Annotated in this window: 22 protein-coding genes; 20 read left to right on the top strand and 2 right to left on the bottom strand. The window is 62.6% G+C overall.

Going from position 1 to position 23,741, the window contains the following annotated elements; all coding sequences use genetic code 11:
- The first annotated feature begins 72 nt into the window (after positions 1–72).
- The 20 genes from rsmH (at position 73) to dnaE (ending at position 22,944) form a co-directional block, all read left to right on the top strand.
- Positions 73–1,092, top strand: a complete 1,020-nt coding sequence (rsmH, locus tag HLG82_RS05855) for a 16S rRNA (cytosine(1402)-N(4))-methyltransferase RsmH (protein ID WP_193325952.1) — start codon at positions 73–75, stop codon at positions 1,090–1,092.
- Complete coding sequence (gene ftsL / locus HLG82_RS05850; protein WP_193325951.1) at positions 1,089–1,481, top strand: cell division protein FtsL; 393 nt, start codon at positions 1,089–1,091, stop codon at positions 1,479–1,481. The genes rsmH and ftsL overlap by 4 nt, the downstream gene beginning before the upstream one ends.
- 10 nt (positions 1,482–1,491) lie before the next feature.
- Positions 1,492–3,384, top strand: a complete 1,893-nt coding sequence (locus HLG82_RS05845) for a peptidoglycan D,D-transpeptidase FtsI family protein (protein WP_193325950.1) — start codon at positions 1,492–1,494, stop codon at positions 3,382–3,384.
- 11 nt (positions 3,385–3,395) lie between these two features.
- Positions 3,396–4,907 carry a UDP-N-acetylmuramoyl-L-alanyl-D-glutamate--2,6-diaminopimelate ligase gene (locus HLG82_RS05840; protein WP_193325949.1) on the top strand — a complete coding sequence of 504 codons (1,512 nt, stop codon included), beginning with the start codon at positions 3,396–3,398 and terminating at the stop codon, positions 4,905–4,907.
- A complete protein-coding gene (locus HLG82_RS05835) occupies positions 4,904–6,292 on the top strand; it encodes a UDP-N-acetylmuramoyl-tripeptide--D-alanyl-D-alanine ligase (RefSeq protein WP_193325948.1) in 1,389 nt (462 codons plus the stop codon). Before HLG82_RS05840 ends, HLG82_RS05835 begins: the two co-directional genes overlap by 4 nt.
- Before the next feature lie 4 nt (positions 6,293–6,296).
- A complete protein-coding gene (mraY, locus tag HLG82_RS05830) occupies positions 6,297–7,382 on the top strand; it encodes a phospho-N-acetylmuramoyl-pentapeptide-transferase (RefSeq protein ID WP_193325947.1) in 1,086 nt (361 codons plus the stop codon).
- Entirely contained in the window at positions 7,364–8,845 is a 1,482-nt protein-coding gene (gene murD / locus HLG82_RS05825; protein WP_255313830.1) for a UDP-N-acetylmuramoyl-L-alanine--D-glutamate ligase, read from the top strand. The genes mraY and murD overlap by 19 nt, the downstream gene beginning before the upstream one ends.
- On the top strand, positions 8,832–10,064 hold the full coding sequence (locus tag HLG82_RS05820; RefSeq protein WP_193325946.1) for an FtsW/RodA/SpoVE family cell cycle protein: 1,233 nt from the start codon (positions 8,832–8,834) through the stop codon (positions 10,062–10,064). The genes murD and HLG82_RS05820 overlap by 14 nt, the downstream gene beginning before the upstream one ends.
- Positions 10,064–11,176, top strand: coding sequence for an undecaprenyldiphospho-muramoylpentapeptide beta-N-acetylglucosaminyltransferase (murG, locus tag HLG82_RS05815; RefSeq protein WP_193325945.1), 1,113 nt, complete (start codon positions 10,064–10,066; stop codon positions 11,174–11,176). The genes HLG82_RS05820 and murG overlap by 1 nt, the downstream gene beginning before the upstream one ends.
- Positions 11,173–12,504: a UDP-N-acetylmuramate--L-alanine ligase gene (murC, locus tag HLG82_RS05810; protein ID WP_193325944.1), complete on the top strand. Its 1,332-nt coding sequence runs from the start codon at positions 11,173–11,175 to the stop codon at positions 12,502–12,504. The genes murG and murC overlap by 4 nt, the downstream gene beginning before the upstream one ends.
- Positions 12,501–13,616 (top strand): cell division protein FtsQ/DivIB, encoded by a 1,116-nt coding sequence (locus HLG82_RS05805; protein ID WP_193325943.1) that lies wholly within the window; start codon positions 12,501–12,503, stop codon positions 13,614–13,616. The genes murC and HLG82_RS05805 overlap by 4 nt, the downstream gene beginning before the upstream one ends.
- A 144-nt stretch (positions 13,617–13,760) precedes the next feature.
- A complete protein-coding gene (gene ftsZ / locus HLG82_RS05800; RefSeq protein ID WP_193325942.1) occupies positions 13,761–14,951 on the top strand; it encodes a cell division protein FtsZ in 1,191 nt (396 codons plus the stop codon).
- Between the two features lie 65 nt (positions 14,952–15,016).
- Positions 15,017–15,772, top strand: a complete 756-nt coding sequence (locus HLG82_RS05795; RefSeq protein WP_193325941.1) for a purine nucleoside phosphorylase YfiH/LACC1 family protein — start codon at positions 15,017–15,019, stop codon at positions 15,770–15,772.
- A 77-nt stretch (positions 15,773–15,849) separates the two neighbouring features.
- The gene (locus tag HLG82_RS05790; protein WP_193325940.1) at positions 15,850–16,275 is read left to right on the top strand and encodes a cell division protein SepF; all 426 of its coding nucleotides are present in this window, start codon (positions 15,850–15,852) and stop codon (positions 16,273–16,275) included.
- Complete coding sequence (locus HLG82_RS05785; RefSeq protein ID WP_193325939.1) at positions 16,275–16,559, top strand: YggT family protein; 285 nt, start codon at positions 16,275–16,277, stop codon at positions 16,557–16,559. Before HLG82_RS05790 ends, HLG82_RS05785 begins: the two co-directional genes overlap by 1 nt.
- 261 nt (positions 16,560–16,820) lie before the next feature.
- Positions 16,821–17,411, top strand: coding sequence for a DivIVA domain-containing protein (locus HLG82_RS05780; protein WP_193325938.1), 591 nt, complete (start codon positions 16,821–16,823; stop codon positions 17,409–17,411).
- A 54-nt stretch (positions 17,412–17,465) separates the two neighbouring features.
- Positions 17,466–17,945 carry a signal peptidase II gene (gene lspA, locus HLG82_RS05775; RefSeq protein WP_193325937.1) on the top strand — a complete coding sequence of 160 codons (480 nt, stop codon included), beginning with the start codon at positions 17,466–17,468 and terminating at the stop codon, positions 17,943–17,945.
- Entirely contained in the window at positions 17,942–18,859 is a 918-nt protein-coding gene (locus HLG82_RS05770) for an RluA family pseudouridine synthase (protein ID WP_193325936.1), read from the top strand. Before lspA ends, HLG82_RS05770 begins: the two co-directional genes overlap by 4 nt.
- The gene (locus HLG82_RS05765) at positions 18,860–19,315 is read left to right on the top strand and encodes a GNAT family N-acetyltransferase (protein ID WP_193325935.1); all 456 of its coding nucleotides are present in this window, start codon (positions 18,860–18,862) and stop codon (positions 19,313–19,315) included. It abuts the gene before it with no gap.
- Between the two features lie 86 nt (positions 19,316–19,401).
- The gene (gene dnaE, locus HLG82_RS05760; protein WP_193325934.1) at positions 19,402–22,944 is read left to right on the top strand and encodes a DNA polymerase III subunit alpha; all 3,543 of its coding nucleotides are present in this window, start codon (positions 19,402–19,404) and stop codon (positions 22,942–22,944) included.
- Here the strand turns inward: dnaE and HLG82_RS05755 are convergent.
- Both HLG82_RS05755 and HLG82_RS05750 read right to left on the bottom strand, forming a co-directional pair.
- The gene (locus tag HLG82_RS05755) at positions 22,941–23,150 is read right to left on the bottom strand and encodes an RNA-binding S4 domain-containing protein (RefSeq protein WP_193325933.1); all 210 of its coding nucleotides are present in this window, start codon (positions 23,148–23,150) and stop codon (positions 22,941–22,943) included. The two genes, dnaE and HLG82_RS05755, sit on opposite strands and share 4 nt — an antisense overlap.
- 42 nt (positions 23,151–23,192) lie before the next feature.
- Positions 23,193–23,711, bottom strand: coding sequence for a DedA family protein (locus HLG82_RS05750; protein WP_193325932.1), 519 nt, complete (start codon positions 23,709–23,711; stop codon positions 23,193–23,195).
- Positions 23,712–23,741 lie beyond the last annotated feature (30 nt).

Raw genomic sequence — 23,741 nt, 5'->3', positions numbered from 1 at the left:
GTCCTGCGGCAATTCCCCAGCTTCAGGCCAACGGTGGAGGACCGATCGATCCCATGAAGGAAGGGAACGGCGGTGCTGAACGCTGAAAATAACGCACTACACGTGCCGGTCCTGACCCGTACCTGCCTTGATCTGCTTGCGCCCGCGCTCGAGGGCGAGGCTGTGCTCATCGACTGCACACTCGGGATGGGAGGACACTCAGAGGCCTTCTTGACCGAGTTCGCCGCCATCCACGTGGTTGGCATCGATCGCGATCCTGCCGCCATTTCGCTCGCTTCCGATCGTCTTGCCCGGTTCGGTGATCGTTTCACCGCGGTTCACACCACCTACGACGACGTCGACCTCGTGGCGGCCGAATTCGGGCGCCAGGGCAAGGCGGATGCGATTCTCATGGATCTGGGCGTTTCTTCGCTCCAGTTGGACGAAGAGGAGCGCGGGTTTTCTTACTCGGCAGACGCGCCGTTGGATATGCGCATGAACCCGTCGGTGGGCGTAACGGCAGCCGATATTCTCGCCACCGCCACCAAGTCTGAGATCGCTCGTATATTGCGGGTGTATGGCGAGGAGAAGTTTGCCTCGCGGATTGCGGAGGCCATTGTGCGGCGTCGTGAGCAGGCTCCGTTGAGTCGAACCCGGGAGCTGGCAGACCTCGTCCGTGACTCGATTCCGGCTGCAACTCGCCGAACCGGCGGCCATCCCGCAAAGCGTACGTTCCAGGCGCTGCGCATTGCCGTCAACGAGGAGCTTGATGTCCTCGAAATTGCCGTCCCGCGGGCGATCGAATCGTTGCGTGTCGGTGGGCGTCTCGCGGTGGAGTCCTATCAGTCCCTCGAAGACCGCATTGTCAAGGAGGCCTTCGCGCTTGGCACGACCTCGACGACACCGGCTGGGCTCCCGATCGAACTCGACGATCACAAGGCTTATCTCAAGCCGCTGACTCGAGGGGCGCTCAAGGCTGATAAGGCAGAGCTCGCTCGAAACCCGCGAAGCGCCTCGGTACGTCTACGCGCCGTCGAACGTGTCGCGCAAACGCCCACCCACTTGTTCAACCCAGACCACTACCGCCCCGAGCCTAAGCGAGGAACGAAATGAGCATTGCACTCGATCACCAACGTGCATGGAGCGCGCCGTCGTCTCGACCCGTGATCGAGATGCCGGGCCTGTCCGTCGTTCCCACTCCGGCACCGGCACGCGGATTCTGGGGCGCGGTATTCCTGTGCCTGGCGCTTTTCATCGGTTCTTTGAGCGTCGCATTTCACCTCAACACGCGTATGGTTCAAGGTGCATACGAAATTAAAAACATTAGTGTTGAACTGAACGAGGTTGCGGCACGCGAAGCCACCCTTACCAAGGACGTCATCGCTGTCTCGACTCCGAACGAACTTCGTGCACGGGCGGAGCAGCTTGGTCTGGTTCCCGCGGTCGATGCGCGCCACGTGGATCTCGAAACCGGGGTGATTACCGCCCCGGCCCAGAACTAGGGGATGGCTTATGGCAAGGACGAACGACCTGCAGGTCAGTTCTGCCATCATAGCTAGTGTCCGCCGGGGTTTCGGGACCGGACAAGGGCCAGACATCGCCGCCCGGCGTACCACGAATCGCCGCCTGCGCACGATCGTGGGGATCGTCCTCGTGCTCGCGTTAGTGCTGGGAATGCGACTTTTCTACCTGCAGGTTGTTCAGGCCGATACGCTGTCTGAAACTGCGAGGCAATTCCGTTCGCGAACCTATCCGCTCGAGGCCAAGCGAGGAAATATCCTCGATGCGAAGGGAGCCGTCCTGGCAACCTCGCTGGAGCGGTATAACGTGCGTGCAGATCAGACGGAGATTGCGGAATTCATTGCCCGTGACGAGAACCGGATCATCACCGGCGCCGGGGCCGCTGCCGCGGCCCGCGTTCTCGCACCCGTGCTGAAGATGGACCCCGCCGAGCTAGGCGGCCTGCTCCTAGGCGGAGAGAAGAAGTCCAAGTGGCAACTCCTCGTGTCTGATATTTCTCCCGACGAGTGGCGCGAGATCAACGCGCTCGGTATTCGCGGGATTTACCCCGAACGCTTCATGCAACGCCAGTACCCGAACGGGACGACGGCTGGAACAATCTTGGGGTACTTGGGGCAGACCGAAGACTCTGCCAGCCCCATCGGCCGGGCCGGCATTGAGCAGCAGTTTAACGACCTGCTCTCTGGAACAGAAGGAATGCTGCAGTTCGAAGCCGCGGCAGGGGGAACGGTGTTCCCCAATTCGAAGCGGCGCGAGACACCCGCGATCGACGGTGGCTCGGTCCGCCTCACGATTGACGCCGATTTGCAGAAGGCGACGGAGGACGCGCTTAACGCTGTCGTGCGTAGCCAGGGCGCCGAGTGGGGAACGGCCGTGGTGATCGAGAAGGGCACCGGGCGAGTGCTCGCGCTTGCCGACTCGAATTCGCCCGATCCGGCCAACCTGGCCGCCTCCAATCCCAAGGACTGGAACTCCCGGGCGGTGTCGGCAATCGTTGAGCCGGGATCGACGGGCAAGGTCATCACCTATTCGGCGGCAGTCAACGAAGGCAAGGTCAAGCCGCTAGACCTCTTCCTCGTTCAGACTCCCATGAAGATGCCCAATGGCGAGGTCATCAAGGACAACGACGACCACCCGGCGGAGAAGATGACGGTCGCTGGAACCCTTGCGAAGTCCTACAACACGGGCCTGGTTCAGGTCGGTGACAAGCTCGAGGATTCGGTGCGCTACGAGTACATGATGAACTACGGGCTGGGCCAGCCCACCGGAATTGAGCTGCCCGGTGAGCAGTCCGGCGTCGTTCACCCCTACGATAAGTGGGGGCCGCGCGGGCATTACACGACGATGTTCGGCCAGGCATGGAGCGCGACGACGCTCCAGCTGGGGCAGATGATGAGCGTAGTCGCTAATGGCGGCGTCTACATTCCGCTCCATATCGTTGACGGTGTGGAGAGCGTGACGGGCGAATATACCCCGACGACGATGGGGCAGTCACGCCAAGTCATCTCGGCCGAGACTGCTCGGACGATGCTCGATATGATGCAGGCGGTGACGGATCCTTATTCGACCGGCTGGAAGGCTCGCGTTGACGGGTTCAACGTGGCGGGTAAAACAGGTACCGCGCAGGTACCGGACGCTAACGGTGCTCTGACGAAGCGTGCGGGCACGTTCGTGGGCGCCATCCCGGCAGAGGACCCGAAGCTGATTTTCGCCTCCGTGGTCTATAACGCGCAGGGAGCGGGCTACGGTGGCGACACGGCGGCCGCCGTCTTCGACGGTACGGCCGAGTTCGCGATGCGTCAGATGAAGATTCCGCCGTCGAAGGTTCCACTCGTGCGTTTGCCATGGACCGCGGCCGAACTGCAGGCGCAGGCCAACAAGTAGATGAGGCAGTGATGAAACGTCCTAGCGCACCGAGTACCGAACTTTCGGATGTGGCTCTTGTCTTGAACGTCGATGCAGTCGACGGGGTGGTGACCGGGGTCAGTTCTGACAACAGAGAAATCGAGCCCGGCGATCTCTTCATCGCGATTCGTGGCGCAACCGTGCATGCGGCGAGGTTCGCCGCCGATGCTGTCAAGGCGGGTGCTGCGGCTGTCCTCACGGACACCGAGGGCGCGCAGATCGCGGGAGAACTTGGCGTGCCCGTGCTGGTGGTTGACGATCCGGCCCGCGTGGCTGGCTTGGTGGCCTCCTCATGTTTGGGGCGCCCGTCGGAGTCGCTGACGTCGTTCGCGGTGACGGGCACGAACGGCAAGACATCCACCGCCTACATGATCGACGACATTCTCACCAAGCTCGGCGCTCGTACCGGTCTGATCGGCACCGTTGAGGTCAGGATCGCTGGCGAGACGGTGCCCGCCGCGCTCACCACGCCGCAGCCCGTTGATCTCCAACAGATGCTCGCCCTCCTCGTTGAACGCGGGGGCAGCCACCTCGTGATGGAGACTTCCTCCCACGCGTTGGCACAGGAGCGAACGAGGCCGATCCACTTCGACGTCGCCGGCTTTACGAACCTGACCCAGGACCACCTGGATTACCACAAGACGTTCGAGGAGTATTACCGGGCCAAGGCGACGTTGTTTGACGAGGAGTATTCGAGCCGCGGCGTCATCATCGTCGACGACGAGTGGGGCCGCCGGCTGTTCGAAGAAACGAAGGCGCTTCGCCCGGACGCGGTTGTCTCCTTGTCGGTTGCGGGTAACGACGCCGACTGGCAGGTCATGGCTGCCGACCGGGAGAAAACAGCCGGTGGACCCGGAGGACATTTTACGGTCGAGGGGCCGGGCGGCAGGCTGGAGACCTTCACGGCACTGCCGGGCGATTTCAACATAGCCAACGCAGCTCTCGCAGCCGTCATGGTGATCGAATCCGGCACGGACGTGGACACGCTCAGCGAGGTTTTGAAGGACAGCGGTATCAGCCCGCAAGTTCCGGGGCGCATGCAGGTTGTCGGACAGCGCCCCTACACTGTGGTCGATTTCGCGCACAATACCGACGCCCTGGTAAAGGCAATGGTAGCGGTCCGGGGCAAGGGATCGGGCAAGCTGATCGTTCTGACGGGAGCTGCGGGGGATCGAGACCGTGGCAAGCGCCCCATGATGGCGGCGGCCGTGGCGCAGTACGCGGACATGGCCGTCATCACTGACGATGATCCCCATTCGGAGGATCCGGCCAAGATTAGACGTGAAATGATCGCGGGTATTCCCCAGGGATTTTCCTACGTCGAAATCGGCGACCGTGAGAGGGCCATCACCGACACGGTGCTGGGTGCCGCGCCCGATGACATTATCCTAATTGCGGGCCGTGGCCACGAGACCATTCAGGACGTGGCTGGGACGGCTGTAGCTATCGACGATCGTGTTGTTGCGCGCCGGGCACTGGCGCGGCGCATGGAGGAAGAATGATTCCGATTTCAATCGAACAAGCTGCTCGCGACGCGGGTGGCCACACGCTTGCCGCTGCCGCCTCGGATATGGTGAGCGCCACCGTCTCTGACTCGCGCCAGATCAGGGGCGGAGAGCTGTTCGTTGCCATCGCGGGCGAACGCGTGGATGGATCTGCGCTAGCAGGGGCGGCGATCGAGGCGGGCGCGAGCGCCGTGCTCACCGCCGCCCCGGAGGTTGCCTGCGCGAGCGGGGCGCCGGCTGATCGCATCATCGTCGTCGACGACGTGATCCTCGCCCTGGGTTCACTGGCTCGCGAGTCTCTTGCTCGTGCGCGCTCTGTTAACGACCGCCTTAAGGTGGTGGCGGTGACTGGTTCGGTTGGAAAGACGACAACCAAGGATCTTCTCGCTTCGCTGCTGGCCGTGCGCGGCCCGATTATTGCCCCGCCCGGCTCGTTTAACAACGAGATTGGCATGCCTTTGACGGTCTTGCGGGCCGGCGCTGATACCGCAACCCTCGTCCTCGAAATGGGCGCCGACCACGTGGGCAACATCGAATACTTGACGTCGATCGCACCGCCGGACGTCGGCGTCGTGCTCATCGTCGCCCGCGCCCACTTGGGCGAATTCGGCGGAATCGACAACGTCGCCCTCGCCAAGTCCGAAATGGTGAGCGGAACCCGCGGGACCGTGGTGCTCAACGCCGCCGATGCACGCGTGCGCGCCATGGCCGAGCGGGCCCATGGCAAGGTCGTCTTCTTCGGCGAGGACGGCCAGCGGGTGTACGCCGAGGATGCCACGGTGGATGAGTCTGGCCACGCGCAGTTTACGCTGGTCGCCTCCACCGGCCGTGCGCGTCTCACGCTGGGATTGGTCGGCGAGCATCACGTGTCCAACGCCCTCGCGGCCGCCTGCGTCGCCGACGTCTTCGGCATCGGCGTTGAACAGATCGCCGCCGTCCTTGAAACGACGGGGCCAGCCAGCCCGCATCGGATGGACGTGCACAGCCACAAGGGCATGACCATCATCGACGACTCCTACAACGCCAATCCAGACTCGATGCGCGCGGGCCTCGACGCCCTGGGACGCTTGGGGGAGGGCCGGCGCAAGGTTGCCGTCCTCGGTGCCATGCTTGAGCTCGGTGACGCCTCGCAAGGCGAACACGAGGCCATCGGGCGCTATGCCAAGAGGTGCGGCGTCGACGTCGTTCTCACCGTCGGCACGGAGGCACGCCCGATCGCGGAGGTCGCCCGCGAGGAAGGAATCGAGGCCCACGAGGCCGGCGCGGACAACGCCCTCGACGTGCTTGCCACGTTTGTTGGCGAAGGTGACGTAATCTTGCTTAAAGGTTCACATGGATCGGGCGTGTGGCGTGTTGCTGACGCACTGGTGGGAGAGGAATAGCTAAATGCTCGCAATTCTCATCGCGGTGGCAACATCGCTTATTGTCGCTTTGTTTGGAACGCCGTTGCTCGTGCGCGCGTTGCGCAGGCGTTCCTACGGTCAGTTCATTCGCGAGGACGGCCCGACGACCCATCTGGTCAAGCGCGGTACCCCGACGATGGGTGGCATCGTCATCATATTGGCCACCTTGCTCGGATACACGGTGGCCAATATCGTCACCGCCCGCGCGCCCAACGCCTCCGGCATCCTCCTGCTGGGACTCATGGTCGGCATGGGATTGCTCGGCTTCCTCGATGATTTTGCGAAGATTCGCAACGAACGATCCCTGGGCCTGACGCCCGCGGCTAAAGTCATCGGCCAAGGTCTGGTGGGCGTGGGCTTCGCGGTCGCGGCGCTCCAGTTTCGCAACGATCTCAATCGCACCCCCGGCTCGATGCGCATCTCCTTCGTGCGTGATTCGGGAATCAACTTGGCCTTTGCGGGTACAACCGTGGGCCTGATCCTCTTCATCCTGTGGGCGAACTTCCTCATCACTGCATGGTCGAACGGCGTCAACCTGACCGACGGCCTCGACGGGCTCGCGGCCGGCGCCAGCGCCATTGCCTTCGCCGGCTACACGATCTTGACAATCTGGCAGTCATACCAGACCTGCGTGTCCGTGGTGAACCCCGCCCACGGCTGCTACGACGTGCGCGATCCGCGCGACCTGGCCATCGTCTCGGCCGCCATCATGGGCGCCTGCCTGGGCTTCTTGTGGCACAACACCTCTCCCGCCGCGATCTTCATGGGCGACACTGGCTCCCTCGCCCTCGGTGGAGCATTCGCCGGTTTGACGATCCTGACCCAGACCCAGGTGCTCGGCCTGCTCCTCGGAGCTCTCTTCTTCATCATCACGATGTCGGACGTCATCCAGATTGGTGCCTTCAAGATGACGGGCAAACGAGTCTTCCGCATGGCGCCGCTCCACCACCATTTCGAGCTCAAGGGCTGGGAAGAGGTGACGATCGTGGTCAGATTCTGGTTGATTCAGGCACTGATGGTCGCCGGAGGTATTGGTATCTTCTACGCTGAATGGCTGGCAAAGCAATGACGAGGACGATTCCAGGGGCGGCGGCATTTGACGGCCGCCGCGTCGGCGTGCTCGGCCTGGGCATGTCGGGGCGTGCGTCGCTCGAGGCGCTGAGGCAGCACACCGGTGCCGTGCTGTCCGCGTGGGACGCTAAGCCCGAGGCGAGGAGTGCCTACAGCGAGCTCGAGGGGATCGCCGATCCTGATCCGACTTGCCTCATGGACGCCCTCCTAGGGTGGAACCCTGACCTGGTGATTATCGCCCCGGCCTTTCGCCAAACAGGGCCCGAGTGGGCCGCGTTGCGCTCCGCCGGCATCGAAGTGTGGTCGGAAATTGAGCTTGCCTGGCACATGCGCGCAGCCAACGACGGCGCATTCGCGCCCTGGCTGTGCATCACCGGAACCAATGGCAAGACGACGACGGTGACGATGACCGAGTCGATCTTGAAGGCGGCGGGCCTGCGCGGCCGTGCCATCGGCAACGTGGGCACACCCGCGGTCACCGCCGTGTCGGATCTTTCGGATGACGCGCCGGCCGCGTTCGCGCTCGAGCTTTCCTCCTTCCAGCTGGCGGCGACGTATTCGATGGAGCCCACCGCCTCGATCTGCCTCAACTTCGCCGACGACCACCTCGAGTGGCACGGTTCGCGCGAGGAGTACCGGAAGGCAAAGGCCCGGATTTATCATCACGCTCACGTGGCGTGCCTGTACCCCGTGGGGGACGCGAACGTTCAATCGATGGTTGATGACGCCGACGTCGTCGACGGCGCCCGCGCCATCGGCCTGTCCATGGGGGTGCCTAGCGTCGGACAGATCGGCTTCGTCCACGACGCCGTGGCTGACCGCGCCTTCACCGCCAACCGCCACGTCCATGCCGAGGTCCTCTTCGATCTGGCCGACATTGAGCATCTCGCGCCGGAGGGCAACCTGCCGGTTCACATCGCCAAGGACGCGCTCGCCGCGGCGGGCCTGGCCCGGGCAATCGGCGTCGATCCGGCGGCGGTTCGCGAGGGGCTTCGCAGCTTCAGCGGTGGACACCACCGTATCGAGACGGTGGCTGTTGTGGACGGTGTGCGCTATATCGACGACTCCAAGGCCACCAACGCTCACGCCGCCGAGGCGTCGGTTCGCGCCATTGACGGCGCCGTGTGGATCGTCGGCGGGCTCGCCAAGGGCGCGCGCTTCGTCGACCTCGTCGCCAAGGTCAAGGATCACCTGCGTGCCGTCGTCGTCATTGGCGCCGACCAGGAGCCGTGGCGCGAGGCGCTCGACGGGGTTGGCGTGCCCGTACATTACGTGGATACCGACGCTCAGGCACCGATGAACGACGCCGTCGCCGCGGCGTCCGCCTTTGCCCGCAGTGGCGACACGGTCATTTTGGCGCCGGCGTGTGCGTCGATGGATCAGTTCGTCTCCTACGCGGACCGTGGCGACAAGTTCGCCGCGGCCGCGAACGAGCTGGGCGGTGGCCATGCCGATTCTTGAGGCCCCGGCCCTGACAGACAAGGCCCGTCAGCGGCGCGACGACGTGCAGCGCGCACTCGTAGTGCTCCTCGTTAGCACGGCTATCCTGACCATTTTGGGTGTCGTGATGGTGTTCTCGGCGACCGCCCCGTCCTCCATTCGCGCGGTGGACGCCAACCCGGACCTTCAGCTGTTCAAAGTTGCAACACGCCAGGCGTTCACCACGCTGGTTGGCGTCGTGGGCCTGGTGCTGATGGCACTACTCCCGTTTCAAACGACCCGCCGTTTTGTTCACGTCTTCTTGGCCATCGGCCTCATGCTGCAGGGCGCGGTGCTCGTCCAAGGCGGCGAGGGCGTAGGCGGAAACAACAACTGGTTGTCGATCGGTTCGTTCTCGGTCCAGCCCTCGGAGTTTTTGAAGATCGCGCTCGTGCTGTGGCTTGCCCACATGTTGGGGCGCCTGCCGCTGTGGGAGGTCGAGGAGCCCAAGACGCTGGTCCTCCCGGCGCTGGGCTTCATTGCCGCTGTCGGGTCGGTCGCTGCGGGCGGCGACATGGGCACGGCCATCATCTTCGTGGCCATCGCCGTGGGAATGTTCTACCTGGCCGGAATGAAGCTCAAGCATCTGGCGATCCCGATGGGCTTGGGCGCGCTGGCCGCCGGCATGCTGATCGCGGCAAAGCCTTCGCGCCTTCGCCGAGTCGGAGAATTCTTCAACGACCTGTTCTCACTGCCTGACACGATCGCGCCTACCCAGTCGGAGTTCGCCCAGTTCGCCTTCGGAACGGGCGGTATCACGGGATCCGGTATCGGTGCGGGCAAGGAGAAGTGGCGTGATCTATCCGAGGCCCATACGGACTTCATCTTCGCCGTCATCGGAGAAGAGCTGGGGCTGTTTGGCGTGCTGACCGTCATTGCGATCTTCTTGGCGATGGGGTGGGCGCTGGTGACCATCATCCGCAAGCATCCCGATCGTTACGCCCAGCTGATGGCCGCGGGCGCCGGGTTGTGGCTGTGCGGGCAAGCCTTTGCCAACATGTTCGTCGTCTCGGGGCTCCTGCCCGTCTTCGGCGTGCCATTGCCGTTCATTTCCATGGGAGGCTCGTCCATGTTGGCCACGTTGGCCATGATTGGCTGTGTGGCAAGTGCGGCGCTCGCCGTGCCGGGCGTCAGGGAAAGCTGGCGAGTACGCGGTAGGCTTGCCCATGGAGCACGAACGCTAGTGAGGAGTAATCGATAATGGCAACAATCGTACTTGCGGGTGGAGGAACGGCCGGTCATATTAACCCCCTCCTGGCCACGGCAAATGCCATTGTTGAGGAATATCCCGGCACGCAGGTACTGGCGGTTGGAACCGATGCCGGCTTAGAGACTACGCTCGTCCCGGCCGCGGGCGTCCCACTGGAGACCATTCCGCGCGTTCCGCTGCCACGTTCGATGTCGCTCGATATTCCCAAACTGCCGTGGAGGATCCGCAGCGCAACGATGGCGGCCGGCTCGATCCTCGATCGCCACAAGGCCGACGTTGTGATTGGCTTTGGCGGATACGTCTCCACCCCGGTCTACCTTGCGGCGCGCAAGCGCAAGATCCCAGTCATCGTGCACGAGGGCAACGCTCGCCCGGGCATGGCCAACAAGCTGGGCGCGCGATTCGCCACCACCGTCGCCTTGACCTTCCCCTCCACGCCATTGCGCGCTTCGAAGGGGATCACCGTTAGCGTCGGTCTGCCGCTGAAGAGGGCCATCGAGAAGCTTGCCTCGCGTCCGGGTGGACGCAGGGCGTTACGCAGGGACGCGGCTGCACGTTTTGGGTTGGATCCCGCCCAGCCGGTCATGCTTGTTACCGGCGGCTCCTCGGGCGCCCAGCACCTGAATGAGGTCTTCGCTGAGGCCGCAGCGGACCTTCGCGCTGCCGGCATCCAGGTCATCCACGTAACGGGCAAGGGCAAAGAGGAGGCCGTTCGCCAGGCGGCTCCCGACGCCGGATACGTCGTTCTCGACTACCTGACGGATATGGAAAGCGCCTATGCGCTCTGCGATCTTGCCGTGTCCCGTTCGGGTGCGGGCATGGTGGCTGAACTGTCGGCCCTCGGCATCCCGGCCGTGTTCGTCCCGCTCCCGGTGGGTAACGGGGAACAGGCCCTCAACGCGCGCGACGTCGTCAACGCCGGCGGCGCCACCCTGATCGACAACAAGAATCTGACTGCCGACAAGGTGCGCTCGCAGATCATCCCGCTGTTCGACGGGGCGAGCCTCGATGTCATGTCCGAGCGTTCTCAAGGTATCTCCCCACTGAATGCCGCTAGCCGTTTGGCTGGCATTGCGATGCACCTTGCGGAGGCAGTGCGATGATCTATCACCTCATCGGGGCCGGTGGTGCCGGCATGTCCGTCGTCGGCCAGCTTCTGCTCGAGCGTGGCCACGTCGTCGTCGGCTCGGACCGCAACGACTCGGCCAATCTGCGTCGTTTGGCCGCGGCCGGGGCGACTGTCTATGTCGGCCATGACGCACACCAGGTGAACCCGGCGGCGACCGTCGTTGTCTCCACGGCGATTAAGGAAACCAATCCCGAATGGCTGGTGGCAAAGGAGCGCGGACAAGACATCATCCACCGCAGCCAGGCGCTCGCCATCGCCGCGGCCGATAAGGACTTCATCGCTGTGGCGGGCGCTCACGGGAAGACGACGACGTCGGGCATGCTCGCCGTGGCCTTCGACCAGCTGGGACGCGACCCCTCCCGCGCCATCGGCGGCAGCCTCGCAGGAGGAGCCTCGGGCGCCCACCTTGGAAGCGGGACGATGTTTATCGCGGAGGCCGACGAGTCAGACGGTTCTTTCCTCAACTACGCTCCGCGCGTGGCGCTCGTAACAAACGTCGAGCCCGATCATCTTGACCATTACGGGTCCGTGGAGGCGTTCCATGAGGCCTTTGCCAAGTTCGCTGCCCGGATCGAGTTCGGGGGCCTCCTGATCTGTTGCGCGGATAGCCCCGGCGCCCTTGCACTGGCGCGTCGCGCGCGCGAGGAGGGCATCCGTGCCTGGACCTACGGGCATGGCGAGGGCCTCGAAAACCACGCCGCCATCGAGGACACTCCAACCGGCGCTCGAGTCGTCTTCAACGGCAAGCCGATTGAGCTCGAGCTGGCCGTGCCCGGCCGACACAACATTCTCAACGCCACGGGTGCGCTGCTCGTTGGCATCGAGTTGGGGGAGGACCCTGCGCAGATGGCAGGGGCGTTGGCAAAGTTCGTCGGCACGGGCCGGCGCTTCGAGCTACGCGGCCACGCCCACGGCCGCCGCGTCATTGACGACTACGCGCACCACCCGACCGAGGTTCGCGCCACGCTCGAGACGGCGCGCAACGAAACAGAAGGAGCGGTGCGTGTGCTCTTTCAGCCACACCTTTATTCGCGCACCCAGATTTTCGCCAAGGAGTTTGCCCAGGCGCTGTCCCTTGCCGATTCCGTGGTCGTGACCTCGGTCTACGCTGCGCGCGAGGTGCCCGATGACGGCAGCGAAGCAAACGTTATCACCGACCTCCTGCCCGGCTCCGAATACGTGGCGGACCGCCTCGAGGCCGCGCGCCGCATTGCCCAGCTGTCCGAGCCGGGAGACATCGTGCTCACCATGGGCGCGGGCGACGTGACGGAGCTGGCCGGTGTCGTGGTGCAGGCGCTATGAGGGCTCCCCGCCAACCGAAGAAGCCGCGGAGAATCACGCCCAACTCTCCGGCCGAGCGTGAGGGTGGCGGCGAGCTGACGCAACGCCCGCGCACGCACCAGGATTACATTCCCACGGCGCCTTACGTGGCCGAGGAGTTCTTTGAGGCGGAGACGGATGAGCCCCCCGCTCCGAGTGCCAGCGCGGGCGCCCCTTCCGAGGCGCGCGAGCCGGATACCCGCGCGTTGCCGGCTCCTGCGGGCGATGAGCCGCGCCAATCCGGGCTGCGCAATACCGTGGCAAGGATTGGGCCGGGGCTATCGAGCCTGGGCCGGGGGATTCGGAATCGTGTTGATCACGTGCGCGATCGCTGGCAGGTTCAAGAGATCGTCATCGGCCGGGCCGATAGCCTGGATGCCCGGCGCGAAGAGCGGCGCCTCGAAACCCGGCGCTTGCGCATCAAAAAAGCGGGTATCGCCGGAGCGGGGATCGGCGCCCTTGTGGTGACTGCCTGGATTCTTTTTGGCTCCCCGCTCCTGCGCTACCACTACGATCCGGCCCAGATTGAGGGCTATGCGGCGCCCTCTATCGTCAACCGCGCCGAGCTCGAAGCGCTCGTGGCTGGAAACGACGGGAAGAACCTGCTGAGCCTGGACACGGACGCGATCGAACGGAACATCACCGATTCCATCCCCGAAGTTGCTTCGGTGAAGGTGACCAAGCAATATCGGCATGGCCTGAAAGTCGCCATCACCGAGGCGGTTCCCGTCGCCTGCCTCGGATCGACGCCGTGCACGGCGGTGACGGCCGATGGAGTCAAGGTTGATGTTCCCCTCGAGCTGGCCAATGCACTGCCGCGCATCGGCCAGATCGGCGACGAGATTGATTCGACCCGCGCGGTCAACGATGCGCTGACCGTGCTCGGCTCGCTCAGCCCGTCCGTGCTCGGCCAGATATCGCAGATTTCGATCGCCAACGGCTCGCTGGTGACCCTGACACTCAACGAAAATCGGACGGTGTATTGGGGCGGCCTTGAGAAGGCGAGTTTCAAGGCCGCGGTTCTCGAGGTGTTGCTGACCCAACCGGCGTCGTTCTACGACGTGTCCGTTCCTGACGCGCCCGTGAGCAGGTAAAGGCCTCGGCCACGGATGTGAAGTGAACCAATCTCGCAACACACCGTCCAGATGATTGCAATTGTCTGTCCAGATCTCTAACTTTTGCGCGAGGTTGGAGACAGAAAACTTCAAGTTCGACTTGAAGTTCGGAAGGAAAGACTTATGTACGCTCTGAATAATTCCGCAAGCATCAAGGTTGTTGGTGTTGGCGGCGGTGGCGTGAACGCCGTCGATCGCATGATCCAAGACGGCCTGGCGGGAGTTGAATTCATCGCGGTCAACACGGACAGCCAGTCTCTGGCTAAGTCCGAAGCTGAGACGAAGATTGACATCGGCCGCGATGTCTCGAATGGTCTCGGGGCCGGAGCCGATCCCACGGTGGGCCGCCGTGCTGCCGAGGAGAACCTTGACGTCGTTGAGCAGACCCTTGAGGGCGCCGATATGGTCTTCGTGACGGCCGGCGAGGGCGGCGGCACCGGCACCGGCGCTGCTCCTGTGATCGCCAAGGCCGCCCGCGAACAGGGCGCGCTCACCGTCGGCGTCGTGACCCGCCCGTTCTCCTTCGAGGGCCTTCAGCGTTCACGCAACGCCAATGACGGCATCAAGGCGCTTCGCGACGCCGTTGATACGCTTATCGTCATCCCTAACGATCGCCTCCTCGAGGTCACCGACGAGGATCTGTCCATCATCGAGGCATACCGCCTTGCCGACGAGGTCCTCCAAAACGGAGTGAAGGGCATTTCCGATCTCATCACCATGCCAGGCGTGGTCAACGTCGACTTTGCCGACGTCAAGACCATCATGAAGGACGCCGGAACCGCGATCATGGGTATCGGTTCGGCGAACGGCCCGGATCGCGCCCTGCGCGCCACCGAAAACGCCATCTCGTCCCCGCTCCTCGAGGCCCGGATCGACGGCGCCCACGGCGTCCTGCTTGCCTTCACTTCCTCCACGGATCTTGGCCTTCGTGAGCAGGCCGAAGCCGCCCAGATGGTCAAGGAAGCCGTGGATCCGAACGCCAATATCATCATCGGCATCATTGTGGACGAGTCGTTGGGCGATGACGTGCGCGTCACGGTCATCGCCGCGGGCTTCGACGAGGCCGACGACGTCCTGCTTGACACCCCGCAGCGCCCCGCTCAGAGCGCGCCCGCGGCTGCGGTGCCTCCGGTCGTTTCGGCGCCGGCAGCGGAGCACGTTCCCGGCCAGGTTTACCAGCAGGAGCAGCCGGTTGAGACTCGCCCGGTCGTCAGCGGCGGCCAGGCGCCCTCGCTCGAGGTGCCCAAGGTCGAAGAGTCGAAGAGCCACCGCCCGGATCTCGATATCCCGCCGTTCCTCTTCGGCGACGAGTAGAGCTTTCCTCCAACCTTTTCCCCGGTGCGTGCTACGCACCGGGGAATTTTGGCACAATAGGCACTATGAGCATTGCTGATCTGGGGTCCATCGTCGATTGGTGTTCTCCCGCGTCGCTTCCTAGGGGAGCGCGTGCTGGGTTCACCTCGCGCCGTGGTGGCCGATCAGATGGGGGATATGCCTCGTTGAACCTCGGGTTTCATGTGGGCGACGATCCGGGTACCGTCCGCACCAATAGGCACCTGCTCGAGGAGGAGGTCGGCCAGGAGATCGTCTGGATGGATCAGGTCCACGGCGCCACGGTCGTTCCCGCGGACCGCGCCGAACGCGACGCCAACGGTTTCCTGTCCGTGGGCGCGGCAGACGCCATCGTCGTCGGCAAGGGGCAGGCAGCGGCCGTCATGGTGGCCGATTGCGTCCCGCTGATCCTTGTCGCCCTCGACGGCTCGGCGGGTGCGGTGGTCCACGTCGGCCGTGCCGGACTCGACCTTGCCATCGCCTCCCGCGTGCTTGACGAGCTGGGAAGCGAGGTGAGGGCGATCCTCGGGCCGTCAATCTGCGGGCGTTGCTATGAGGTTCCGCCGGCCATGGCCTCGGACATCGCCAGCCGCTGGCCCGGCGTCGAGACGCTCACGTCGGCCGGTACGTCCGGGCTCGACATTCCCGCTGGCCTCGAAGCGCAACTGAGGGCCGACGGCGTCGTTGATATCGTGCGCTCCCAGGCATGCACGTACGAGACCGCCAGTTGCTTCTCCCATCGGCGCGCGAGCCATGCAGGAAGCCAGACGGGCAGATTCGCCGGCATTTTGCAGATCTCCTAGCGACACACCGCCCCTCATCGCCGTATCGGCCCGATTCTCTAATAGTTTGGAGTCAGCCGATTCGAAAGGGGCGCACGATGGGAATTTTTGACCGAATCACGGCCAAGGCTATGCCATATGAGGACGACTACTACGACGAGGACGTCGTCGACTATGGCGAATATGACGAAACTGGCGAGGAATATCCGGAATCCGAGGCGCCCGTGAGCTCGATTCGCCCCGTTTCTCAGGCTCCTGAAGTGGCTCGTATCGTCACGGTGTGGGTTGCGAACTACAAGGAGGTTCGCGACTTCGCGGTCGAGTTCCGCAACGGGCTTCCCGTGGTGCTTAACCTTTCCCAGGCTGACGACGCCGAACGCACCCGCATCGTCGACTTCGCAGTCGGCCTGTGCTTCGGTCTTGAGGGAGACTTCAACCGAATCTCTGACGACGTCTTCTTGCTGACGCCGAAGTCGGTCAAGATTGATTCCCACGGTTCGGAAGCTCCGCACACCTTCGCATAATGACTATTCTCGGACAACTGCTCTTCTGGGTTTGCCAGATTTACATTTTGATCCTGATCGGGCGAGTCATCCTCGACTTTGTGCAGATTCTCTCGCGTGATTGGTATCCGACGGGCGTCTTGCTCGTTGTGGCAAACCTCGTCTACGCGGTGACGAATCCGCCGTTGAAGCTGCTGGCCAAGTTTATCCCGCCACTGAATCTTGGGGGAATAAGTCTTGACCTTGGCTTTATAGTTCTTTTTATCGCCGTCCAGATCATTCAACGTTTCGCCTATTTTCTCTAGGTAGTGTGCAAAATCGATGCCTGGCTTGCGGTTGCCCCTCCGCAAGCCGGGCATCACAATGCTGGAGCTAAACCTGACAGCGCCCGTGTCCTGATGGCGACGACGTGGCCTCGCTGTGATAAGTTAAACGAGAAATCCGAAGGGCATCTTTGCTATTCACTATGTGCGCAAAGGCGTCCTCTAGTAGTCTAGCCGGGGAGGATGGCTATACCTGCGGGTGTACCGTCCACAACAGTCCTTTTTATTTATGAGGTGAAGAACATGGCTCAGCTAACCGAGCACGATGTCGTCAATATGCGCTTCAACGAGCCTAAGCGCGCCGAGGATGGATTTGATAAGGATCAGGTCGATTTCTTCCTCGATGAGGTTGCGGAAACCATCGCGGCTCTGACGAAGGAGAAGGCGGAGCTTCAGGCTCAGCTTCAGACGGCCCAGGCTCGTGTCACCGAGCTTGAGAACCAGCTCGGCCTCGCCCAGCCGCAGGCCGATCAGGTCGCGCCCACCGTTGCGACGTCGACGGTGCAGTTCGCTCCGGTCGAGCACGCTGCCGGTGATACGGCCTCCAACGCAACCTCGATGCTTGCACTGGCCCAGCGCCTCCACGATGAGCACGTTGCCAACGGCAAGGCCGAAGAAGAGCGCATCATCACTGAAGCCAACGCTGAGCGTACGCGCATCATCACCGAGGCTGAGGACATCCACAACCGTACCCTGACTAAGCTGGAGGAGGAGCGTTCGCTGCTCGAGCGCAAGATCTCCGAGCTACGCGAGTTCGAGCGCGACTACCGCACGCGCCTGCGCAGCTACCTCGAGTCGCTGCTTCAGAACGTCGAGTCGCAGAACAACCAGTAATTTTGCGTGATTGAGGAGGAGGACACGCACGTGTCCTCCTCCCTTCTTTTTGTTATGAAACGACTTCTTCTTCCACTTCTTTTGGGCCTTGTGACCATTGTGGCTGATCAGCTGACCAAGGCGTGGGCGCTCAGCGCGCTCGGAGATGGCCGCACGGTCAACATAATCGGCGATTTCCTTTCCCTGCACCTGACCTTCAATTCCGGTGCGGCGTTTTCCCTGGGCAACTCCAGCACGTGGGTGATCACGCTGATCGCCGCGATCGTCTCGGTGGGGCTCCCGTTCCTCATCGCCCGTTCTGCGCGCGTGCCTGCGATCATGCTTGGCTTCATTTGGGGCGGCGCGATCGGCAACCTGATCGATCGTCTTTTCCGGGAACCTGGCTTCCCACGTGGCCACGTGGTGGACATGATTAACTACAACGGCTGGTTTATCGGCAACGTTGCCGATATCGCGCTGGTTGTGGCCGTCATCGCTCTCGTTGCGTACGAATTTTTCTCCCGCGACGAGGCGGTTGAGGCGGGTGCTCAGTGAACACGTACCTCATTCCTGACGGTTTCGAGGGAGGGCGCGTGGATGCGACCCTTGCTGCGATGACGGGCCTGTCGCGTGCCAAGTGCGCCGAGCTGATTGATGGTGGCGACGTGCGCCTTGACGGCGTCGTGCCGAAGAACTCGACGAAGGTCAACGCGGGTAGTGTGTTCGAGGTGAGCCTGCCCGTCGAGGAGCCCGCGGTCGTGGAGACGCCCGTGGAGGGCATGGGCATTTTGTACGAGGACGCGGACATCATCGTCGTCGATAAGCCATTGGGCGTCGCGGCGCACGCCTCGCAGAACTTCGAGGGCCCCAATGTGCTTGGCGCCCTGCTTGCGGCGGGCGTGACGTTGACGACGTCGGGGCCGCAGGAACGCCAGGGGATCGTGCATCGGCTGGACGTGGGAACGTCGGGGGCGATGGTGGTCGCCAAGTCAGAGATCGCCTACTCGGTGCTCAAGCAGGCGTTTCGCGACCGCACGGTGAATAAGATCTATCACGCCTTGGTTCAGGGCCATCCGGACCCGATGTCGGGAACCGTGGACGCTCCGATTGGGCGCGACATGCGCCACCAGTGGAAGATGGGGGTTCGCGCGGACGGCAAGCATGCGATCACTCATTATGACGTGGTCGAGTCCATGGCTGGTGCCTCGCTCGTCGAGGTTCACTTAGAAACAGGGCGGACCCACCAGATCAGGGTGCACATGTCGGCGATCAAGCATCCGTGCGTCGGCGACGTCATGTATGGTGCCGACCCCTTGCAAGCCGACAGGCTTGGCCTGGAGCGCCAGTGGCTGCACGCCGTCCGGCTCGGCTTCGCACATCCGCGGACGAGGCAGTACGTCGAGTTCGCCTCGCGTTATCCTGAGGATCTTCAACACGCGTTGGACATCGCTCGCGAGGGAATGTTCTAGATGCAAGCGTGGGAAGTTCGCTCGCCCGAGGAGCTCGAACGCTGCTTTGCGATTCGCCTCAAAGTCTTCGTTGAGGAGCAAAAGGTGGCGGCGGAGAACGAGATCGACGCCCTGGACTTCGCCGATTCAACTAGGCATGTTCTTGCCCAGGTCGATGGTAACGACGCCGGAACGGCGCGCCTCCTTGTTGACGGCCCCGGCCACGTGCATGTGGGGCGGGTGGCGGTTCACGCGTGGGCGCGCGGCAGCGGCGTCGGGCGCCGGGTCATGTTGACGATTCACGACATGGCGATGGACTATGCAGTCTCCGGCGTTGTGCGTCTCGAGCTGTCCGCGCAAGAGGCGGCTTTCGGCTTCTACCGCAGCCTAGGGTACGAGATTACGACGGGCGAGCGCTATCTCGACGAGGGGATCTGGCACCAGGACATGCACCTCGAATTGCGACGCGCCGAGTAGCGGTATTTTGCGCCGGGCTTTCGCCTCACGAGCACATCACACCGTGTGGACCAAAAAGTGTCGGAGCGGATCAATACACTAGTGGCATGGCTAAGAACTTCGCGCACCTTCACGTTCACACCGACTACTCGTTGCTCGATGGGGCAGCGAAAATTGACCGGCTGGTGAGTGAAGTTGCTGCCTTGGGCCAGCCCGCGGTGGCGATCACGGATCACGGCAATCTCCACGGCGCCTATGAACTGTATAAGGCGGCGAACAAGGCCGGCATCAAGCCGATCATTGGCCTTGAGGCGTACATGACGCCGGGAACTTCGCGTCATGACAAGTCGCGCGTTTTCTGGGGTACCGAGGCCCAGCGCAGAGATGACGTGTCTGCTCGCGGCGCTTACACGCACATGACGCTCTTGGCCGAGACGAACGAGGGCATGCACAACCTGTTCAAAATGCAGTCGCTGGCCTCGATTGAAGGCACGATGGGCAAGGCTGCTCGCATCGATCGCGAACTTCTTGATCAGTACCACCATGGTCTGATCGGTACGGCGGGATGCCCATCGGGAGAGATTCAGACGCGTCTGCGCCTGGGTCAGTATGACGAGGCACTCAAGGCGGCGGCCGAGTTTCAGGAAATCTTCGGTAAGGAGAACTTTTACTTCGAAGTGATGGACCACGGGCTGGATATCGAGCGCCGGGTCAAGGATGAGATGCTTGCGATCGCGAAGAAGATCGGGGCGCCGTTGCTGGCAACCAACGATTCGCACTACGTCACGCAGGATCAGTCCACTGTTCAGGATGCGATGCTCGCATTGAACTCCGGAAGCACGCTCATGGATCCGGATCGTTTCCGCTTTGAGGGCACGGGATACTACATTCGCACGGCGGAGGACATGTGGAACACCTTCGGCCACCTCGAGGGGGCATGCGAGAATACGCTGGAAATCGTCGAGCGATGCAACGTGCGCTTCGAAACCACCGCGGACGGCATCAACTACATGCCCAAGTTCCCCGTGCCGGAGGGGGAGGATGAGAAATCGTGGTTCGTGAGGGAGGTCGATGCGGGCCTGCACCGCCGATACGGCGATGTGATTCCAGACGACGTGCGTGCGCGCGCCGACTACGAGGTGGGGATTATCCTTCAGATGGACTTCCCGGGATATTTCCTCGTCGTCTCTGACTACATTCGCTGGGCACGCCGGCACGGCATCCGGGTGGGGCCGGGGCGCGGTTCGGGCGCGGGATCGATGGTGGCCTACGCCCTGGAAATCACACAGCTCGATCCCATCAAGCACGAGTTGCTCTTCGAGAGGTTCTTGAACCCCGAACGTATTTCCATGCCCGATCTTGACATCGACTTTGACGATAGCCGCCGTGACGAGGTCATCGAGTATGTGGAGAACAAGTATGGTAAGGACAAGGTCTCCCAGGTTGTTACGTTTGGCACGATTAAGGCCAAGCAGGCGCTGAAGGATTCCTCGCGCGTGTTGGGATACCCCTATGAGATGGGTGACCGATTGACGAAGGCGATGCCGCCCTCGGTGATGGGCAAGGACATCCCCGTCAATCAGCTCTTCAACCCCTCCCACCCGCGCTATGCGGAAGCGGGGGAGATCCGCGAGCTTATCAGCAACGATCCCGATTGCAAGAAGGTTTACGACCTCGCCTGTGGCTTGGAAGGCATGACTCGCCAAACGGGCATGCACGCCTGTGCGGTGATTATGTCCTCCAAGCCGCTGACGGACGTGATCCCGGTGATGATGCGCCAGCAGGACGGGGCGATCCTCACTCAGTTCGAATATCCCGAATGCGAGGAACTTGGGCTGATCAAGATGGACTTCCTTGGCCTGTCGAATCTCACGGTCATTGAGGCTACCCTGAAGAACATCACGCTCAATGACAAGGCTGCACCGGATATCGACAACGTCCCGCTTGACGATCCGACCACCTACGAGCTTCTCGCGCGCGGAGATACCCTGGGCATCTTCCAGCTTGATGGCGCCGGTATGCGCACATTGCTCAAGCAAATGAAGATGGATACCTTCGCGGACATCTCCGCGGTGTCCGCCCTGTATCGCCCAGGTCCGATGGGCGCGAATTCTCACACGAATTATGCGCTGCGAAAGAACGGTCTCCAGGAAAAGACGCCGATCCATCCCGAGCTCGAAGAGGCGTTGGAGGATATCCTCGGTTCGACGCACGGCCTCATCGTCTTCCAAGAGCAGGTCATGCGTATCGCCCAGAAGCTTGCCGGCTTCACTCTGGGCCAGGCAGATCTTCTGCGTAAGGCGATGGGTAAGAAGAAGGCGGATGTGCTCCAGCAGCAGTTCGCGAGCTTCTCTCAGGGAATGCTGGACAATGGATTTTCACAGGAGTCGATTGAGACCCTGTGGAACATCCTCTTGCCCTTCTCCTCGTACGCGTTTAATAAGTCCCACTCTGAGGCTTACGCGCTGGTCTCGTACCAGACGGCCTACCTGAAGGCGCACTTCCCGGCTGAATTCATGGCGGCGCTACTGACCTCCAAGATGTCGGATAAGACGAAGGTTTCCACCTACCTTTCCGAGTGCCGGCGCATGAGAATCAACGTCCTCGTCCCCGACGTCAATAGCTCCTTGGCTGACTACACGGCCGTGGGCGATGAGATCCGCGTGGGGCTGCGGGCCGTGCGCAATGTGGGCGCAAACGTGGTCGAGGGCATCATTCAGGCGCGCCAAGAGAAGGGGCCGTTCACGTCCTTCCAGGACTTCCTCGATAAGATCCCGCTGTCGGCGTGCAACAAGCGCTCGATCGAATGTCTCATCAAGGCGGGAGGATTCGATTCCCTCGGCGAATGCCGCCGCGCCCTGGTGGCGATCGTTGATGAGGCAGTCGATGCGGTGACGCCGATCAAGCGCAACGAGGCGGCCGGTCAGTTTGATTTATTTGGAGATCTCGGCGCTGCGACGGCCGGGAACGGTTTCGACGTCGTCATCCCGGACATCCCCGAATGGGACAAGCGGGAGAAACTCAACTTCGAACGCGAAATGCTCGGCCTATACGTGTCCGATCATCCACTGAGCGGCATGGAGAATTTCCTCAACCGCGCTGCGGACATGACGGTCGTTGACCTCCTTGACGAGGGCAACGTCCGTGACGGGATGGCGGTCACGATCGCGGGGCTCATCACCTCAGTGCAGACGAAGATCACGAAGAAATCGGGCAAGGCTTGGGCGATCGCCACGATTGAGGATCGTACCGGTCCGATCGACGTCAACTTCTTCCCCAACACCTATCAACAGGTTTCTTCGATGCTCATCCCGGACACGGTGGTCATCTTGGAGGCAACCGTCCGAGTCGAGGATGAGAGCGCCGTCAAGCTCTTTGCCAAGAACATGACGTTGCCGCCGATGGGGGAGATTGATGTCGATTTCCCGATCGATCTGGCCATCGACGAGCGCGCGTGCTCAAACGAAAAGCTCGATCACCTCGCCGAAATTCTTGCGCGCTATCCGGGTGAATCTCCGGTTCGCCTTCACGTGCGTCAGCAGGCCAAGACGACGATCGTGCAGCTTTCGCCGCAGTACTCGGTCTCGCCGGAGCCGTCCCTCTACACGGACCTGAAGGTGCTTCTTGGGCGCGACTGCGTGATGAGTTAGGCCTGTTGCACCCGTACGGTGTAGCCGCCCGCCTCGACGACGTCGCCCGCTTCGAGCTTGTGAGAGCGCCGAGTTTCGCGGGCGCCGTTGACATAAACCTCGCCGGCGTCGATGAGCTCGTGAGCGTGCCCGCCGGTTTCGACGAGGTTGGCGAGCTTGAGAAACTGGCTGAGCTTAATGGGCAGGCGTACGGGCAGATCTTCCATGTGTCTATCGTGGCTCATGGGCGGGTCTGATCGCAATCTCGATTACGGGGTGGCCACGGCCTTCCGAGCGCGGGTGTGGCGCCACCAGAAGACGAGCCCGGCAAAAGAAGCGAGCGCAATCAGCGCCCACGGCGAACCAGCCACGGCTTCCAGCGTCGCTTCCCAGACGGCCCATCCAACCGTCGTGTAGATGAATGCCCACGCGAGCGTTCCTGGCACCAGGGCGAGCGTGTAACGCGGCCACGAGATGCTGAGGATGCCAGCGGCGAACTGCACGACGGTTTGCAAGCCGACCGTGAGGAAGGACAGCGGGATGATTGGCCAGCCACGGCGCTGGAGGACTCCGATGACGCGGGCGGTCGAATCGGCGTGGATGGCGTGATAGAGCTTGAGCCGCCAACCTCCCGCCGGGCGCCCACGTGTGCTGACAATGTGCCACATGTATCGGCCCAGCCAGTACGTTCCTTGGGCGCGCAAAAAGACGCTGACGAGGAGGAACAGGTAGACGAAGACTACCGGCCCCGTGGCGATGAAACTCTTGATGTCGTCGATGAGTGGCACATGGACTACACTACGCGACACTCAGCAGAA

The sequence above is a fragment of the Trueperella pecoris genome (assembly GCF_014926385.1).
GTDB lineage: Bacteria > Actinomycetota > Actinomycetes > Actinomycetales > Actinomycetaceae > Trueperella > Trueperella pecoris.
This window is presented reverse-complemented; position numbering and strand designations above follow the sequence as displayed.

Excerpts from the sequence above, each read along its gene's own strand:
- ftsL (WP_193325951.1), top strand. The coding sequence starts at position 1,089 with ATGAGCATTGCACTCGATCACCAACGTGCATGGAGCGCGCCGTCGTCT.
- HLG82_RS05845 (WP_193325950.1), top strand. The coding sequence starts at position 1,492 with ATGGCAAGGACGAACGACCTGCAGGTCAGTTCTGCCATCATAGCTAGT.
- HLG82_RS05840 (WP_193325949.1), top strand. The coding sequence starts at position 3,396 with ATGAAACGTCCTAGCGCACCGAGTACCGAACTTTCGGATGTGGCTCTT.
- HLG82_RS05835 (WP_193325948.1), top strand. The coding sequence starts at position 4,904 with ATGATTCCGATTTCAATCGAACAAGCTGCTCGCGACGCGGGTGGCCAC.
- mraY (WP_193325947.1), top strand. The coding sequence starts at position 6,297 with ATGCTCGCAATTCTCATCGCGGTGGCAACATCGCTTATTGTCGCTTTG.
- murD (WP_255313830.1), top strand. The coding sequence starts at position 7,364 with ATGGCTGGCAAAGCAATGACGAGGACGATTCCAGGGGCGGCGGCATTT.
- HLG82_RS05820 (WP_193325946.1), top strand. The coding sequence starts at position 8,832 with ATGCCGATTCTTGAGGCCCCGGCCCTGACAGACAAGGCCCGTCAGCGG.
- murG (WP_193325945.1), top strand. The coding sequence starts at position 10,064 with ATGGCAACAATCGTACTTGCGGGTGGAGGAACGGCCGGTCATATTAAC.
- murC (WP_193325944.1), top strand. The coding sequence starts at position 11,173 with ATGATCTATCACCTCATCGGGGCCGGTGGTGCCGGCATGTCCGTCGTC.
- HLG82_RS05805 (WP_193325943.1), top strand. The coding sequence starts at position 12,501 with ATGAGGGCTCCCCGCCAACCGAAGAAGCCGCGGAGAATCACGCCCAAC.
- ftsZ (WP_193325942.1), top strand. The coding sequence starts at position 13,761 with ATGTACGCTCTGAATAATTCCGCAAGCATCAAGGTTGTTGGTGTTGGC.
- HLG82_RS05795 (WP_193325941.1), top strand. The coding sequence starts at position 15,017 with ATGAGCATTGCTGATCTGGGGTCCATCGTCGATTGGTGTTCTCCCGCG.
- HLG82_RS05790 (WP_193325940.1), top strand. The coding sequence starts at position 15,850 with ATGGGAATTTTTGACCGAATCACGGCCAAGGCTATGCCATATGAGGAC.
- HLG82_RS05785 (WP_193325939.1), top strand. The coding sequence starts at position 16,275 with ATGACTATTCTCGGACAACTGCTCTTCTGGGTTTGCCAGATTTACATT.
- HLG82_RS05780 (WP_193325938.1), top strand. The coding sequence starts at position 16,821 with ATGGCTCAGCTAACCGAGCACGATGTCGTCAATATGCGCTTCAACGAG.
- lspA (WP_193325937.1), top strand. The coding sequence starts at position 17,466 with ATGAAACGACTTCTTCTTCCACTTCTTTTGGGCCTTGTGACCATTGTG.
- HLG82_RS05765 (WP_193325935.1), top strand. The coding sequence starts at position 18,860 with ATGCAAGCGTGGGAAGTTCGCTCGCCCGAGGAGCTCGAACGCTGCTTT.
- dnaE (WP_193325934.1), top strand. The coding sequence starts at position 19,402 with ATGGCTAAGAACTTCGCGCACCTTCACGTTCACACCGACTACTCGTTG.
- HLG82_RS05755 (WP_193325933.1), bottom strand. The coding sequence starts at position 23,150 with ATGGAAGATCTGCCCGTACGCCTGCCCATTAAGCTCAGCCAGTTTCTC.